General features: G+C 59.8%; 3 protein-coding genes. 2 read left to right on the top strand and 1 reads right to left on the bottom strand.

Going from position 1 to position 3,840, the window contains the following annotated elements; translation table 11 throughout:
• The first annotated feature begins 62 nt into the window (after nucleotides 1-62).
• Nucleotides 63-1,424 (top strand): MFS transporter, encoded by a 1,362-nt coding sequence (locus P7F28_RS09455; protein ID WP_277184245.1) that lies wholly within the window; start codon nucleotides 63-65, stop codon nucleotides 1,422-1,424.
• A 19-nt stretch (nucleotides 1,425-1,443) separates the two neighbouring features.
• On the opposite strand, the gene P7F28_RS09450 is transcribed toward P7F28_RS09455, so the two are convergent.
• A complete protein-coding gene (locus P7F28_RS09450; RefSeq protein WP_370467284.1) occupies nucleotides 1,444-2,109 on the bottom strand; it encodes a diguanylate cyclase domain-containing protein in 666 nt (221 codons plus the stop codon).
• A gap of 161 nt (nucleotides 2,110-2,270) precedes the next feature.
• Between P7F28_RS09450 and P7F28_RS09445 the strand changes: the two genes are divergently transcribed.
• Nucleotides 2,271-3,701, top strand: coding sequence for an IS1182 family transposase (locus P7F28_RS09445; RefSeq protein WP_277184244.1), 1,431 nt, complete (start codon nucleotides 2,271-2,273; stop codon nucleotides 3,699-3,701).
• Nucleotides 3,702-3,840: the final 139 nt, after the last annotated feature.

Below are 3,840 nucleotides of genomic sequence, written 5' to 3'. Positions count from 1 at the left end.
TTTGATTCGGAACCCTACATAGATAAAAGCGCCGCGCGCATACGACGACTCTGGAGATACCGATGCCTGGCGTGAAACAACTCGACGTACAGGAATTTCTGGATACACGCCCGTTCGGGACGTTTCACTGGAAAATCCTTGCGCTTGGCCTGACGGTCCTGATACTGGACGGATTCGACGTCGTGGCGATGGGCTTCATTGCCCCCGCCATTCTGGACGACTGGAAAGTGAGTCGCGCGGCGCTGGGGCCGGTGCTGAGCATGGGGCTATTCGGCCTCGCGATCGGCGCACTGGTGGGCGGGCCGCTGGCCGACCGGTTCGGCAGACGGCGCGTGGTGATCGGCGCGGTAGGCTTCTTCGGCGTCATGAGTCTGCTGTCGGCGTGGTCGCCGAATCTGGCCGTGCTGTCGGTCATGCGGTTTCTGACAGGGCTGGGCCTCGGCGCATCGCAGCCGAACGCCGCGACGCTTGCCTCGGAATATGCGCCGAGGAAGTACCGCTCGATCATGGTGACCGTGATCTATTGCGGCTTCACCCTGGGTGCGGCGGGTGGCGGCTTTCTATCGACGTATCTGATCGCCACGCACGGCTGGCAGTCGATACTCGTGATCGGCGGCGTCGTGCCGATGGCATTTGCGCTGGTCTTGGCCGTCTTGCTGCCGGAATCCGCGAAGTTCCTGGCAGTCAGGCAGGGCGGCCGCGATGCGTTGATGCGCGTGCTGAAGCGGATCGATTCGTCGGCCGTCGATCCGTCGAGCGTGTTCGTGACCAGTGAGCGCGGCCACGCGGGGCGCGCCGCCATGAAGCTGATCGTCACCCGGCCGCACACGCGCGTCACGCTGGCGCTGTGGGTGGGTCTCTTCATGAATCTGATGACGGTTTATTTCCTCAATAGCTGGCTTCCCATCATGGTGAAGGGCAATCACTTCTCAATGAGCGATGCCGCGCTGGTCGCCGCGATGATGCAGGTCGGCGGCACGCTCGGGAACATCGTCATTGGCTGGGAGATGGATCGCTTCAAGGCACACACGGTGATGATGGTGACGCTCGTAGCCGCCGGCATTTTCACGGTCATTCTGGCGAAAATGTCGTTTGCGCTTTCGGGGTTGATGATGATGGTGTTCCTGCTCGGCTACTGCACGAACTCCACCAACACGGGATGGACGGCGATGGCCGCGAGCTACTATCCGACCGAGATGCGCGCGACCGGCACAAGCTGGATGACGGGCATCGGCCGCTTCGGCGCCATTTCCGGGGCCTATGTCGGCGCGATCCTGCTCGGCCTCGAATGGCATTTCGGCGAGCTTTTCATGTTTCTCACCCTGCCGATCGGTATCGCGACCGTGGCCGCCTACGTCGCCGGCCGGCGCGACGATACCGCCATGCCTATCGTGCTGGCGCGGCAATCCAACGCACAACAGTAAGAGCGTGCGCCGCTCGCCCTCACCGCGACTGCGTCTTGAACGCTTCCCCGCTGATCCCGGCACGGTCCACCGCCGCGATACGGTTGCGTCCCTGTTCCTTGGCCTGATAGAGCTGGGCGTCTGTCAAATTGATGAACGCCGTGATGTCGATGCCGTCATTCGGCGCCACGGTGCCCACGCCGAAGCTGGCCGTGACGAGCTGACCGTGCGGCAAGCGCAAGTGTGCGATGGCTTCGTCCGCGATCAGCACACGACAGCGTTCCGCGACGCGCATGGCGGCACAGGTATCGGGCAGCACGAGCACGAATTCCTCGCCGCCGAAGCAGCTCAGCGAGGCGTTCGGCCCGGCAGCGTCGCTGAGTACGCGTGCGATGGGCTTCAGACATTCGTCACCTTGCAGATGACCGTAGCAATCGTCGTATGACTTGAAGAAGTCGATGTCGATCATAACGAGCGAAACCGGCTTGCCCGATGCCGCCGCGCCCGCCCATTCGCGCGCCGAACATGCGACGGTTGCCGACCCCGTCAAGCTGGCGGACTGCGACAGCCGTTCCAGTTCGCGCTGCATGTCGGCGAACCGTTCCTCCATGCGCTTGCGTTCGCTGATGTTGAACATGAAGCCGAACAGCGCATCAATCTCGCCGTTTTCCGTGCGCACGATGTGGACGACATCGCGAATCCACACATATCTTGGCGTCGATGTCGGCAATGCGATTGAGATGGCTGAACAGATTGACGTTTGAGACGAGCTCACCGGAGGGCGAGCGGGTCGCTGTCCGGCCCAGACCGTGTCAAAACACCTTTTTGAATTGCTAAAATATCTCATCCGATGGCGGAGGGAGCGAGATGAAGCGGTTCGTTCAAGGCGACGATCGTACGCAAAGCTTTCTTCTTCCCGAAGCGCTCGACGACTACGTGACGGATACGAACCCCGTGCGCGTAGTCGATGTCTTTGTGGATGAGCTTGACCTTCAGCAGCTCGGGTTTGACGGCGTCGAGCCAGCACTTACCGGCCGGCCTTCATATCACCCTGAGGTGATGCTTAAGATTTACATCTACGGTTACCTGAACCGTATTCAATCCAGTCGTCGCCTTGAGCGCGAGGCCCAGCGCAACATCGAATTAATGTGGCTCACCGGCCGCCTGGCACCGGACTTCAAGACCATTGCGCGATTCCGCAAAGACAACGGCAAAGCGATCCGCAGCGTCTGCCGTCAGTTCGTCATGCTATGCCAACGCTTGGACTTGTTCTCCGAAGCGCTCGTTGCGATAGACGGGAGCAAGTTTAAGGCAGTGAACCATCGCGACCGTAACTTCACGAGCGCAAAACTAGAACGGCGAATGCGGGACATCGAGGCAAGCATTAGCCGTTATCTTGTGCAAATGGACACCGCCGATCGTCAGGAGCCGACAATCGCGAAAGCAAAGACAGAACGGCTGCAAGACAAGATTGCGGCTCTCAAGGAGCAGATGCAAATCCTCAAGCAAGTCGAACGTCAACTCGACGCAGCGCCGGACAAGCAAGTGTCGCTCACGGACCCAGACGCACGCTCGATGAAGACACGGGGGACAGGCGTCGTCGGCTACAACGTTCAAGTAGCGGTCGATGCGAAACACCATCTGATTGTCGCGCACGAGGTCACCAACAACGGCATTGATCGTGATCAACTCACGTCGATGGCCAAGTTGGCACGTACGGAAATGGGTGTCGATAAGCTCACGGCAGTTGCAGACAAAGGCTATTACAAGAGTGAGGAGATACTCGCCTGCCACGAGGCCGGCATCACGGCGTTTGTTCCCAAGACGAAGACCTCGGGCGCAACGTTCGACGGCCGCTTCGGCAAAGAAGATTTCATCTACGACGCTGGGAAGAACGAGTATCGATGTCCGGCGGGCGAGCGTCTCATATGGCGCTACAAGACAACTGAGCGTGGCCTGAAGTTGGATCGCTACTGGAGCTCGCAGTGCCAACAGTGCTCATTGAAAGACAACTGCACTCCAAGCACGGAACGCCGGGTAACGCGCTGGGAGCACGAGGGATTGCTCGAAGAGATGCAGGTCCGGCTTGATCTCGCCCCGGACATGATGCGTATTCGACGACAGACCGTAGAGCATCCCTTCGGCACGATCAAGGCCTGGATGGGAGCGACTCATTTCCTAACACGCACTATCGATCGTGTGAGCACGGAGATGAGCTTGCACGTTCTCGCCTACAACATGAAGCGGGTTATCAAGGTGCTAGGTTCAGACACGGTTATGAAGGCGATGCGGGCGTGAAAGACCGCGCGGCGGACGTGTCCTAGAATACGTTCGGCGCTGACTTACGTTTGTGGTGCCGCAATCAACCAGCCGCGATCTGTCGTTGCGGCAGCCTGGCGTCAAAATCCCAGCGGTACGCGTTTTGACACGGTCTGGG

Source organism: Caballeronia sp. BR00000012568055, from assembly GCF_029439455.1.
Taxonomy (GTDB): Bacteria; Pseudomonadota; Gammaproteobacteria; order Burkholderiales; family Burkholderiaceae; genus Caballeronia.
The sequence above is the reverse complement of the archived record's forward strand: the minus strand, read 5'-3'. Positions and strand labels throughout refer to the sequence as shown.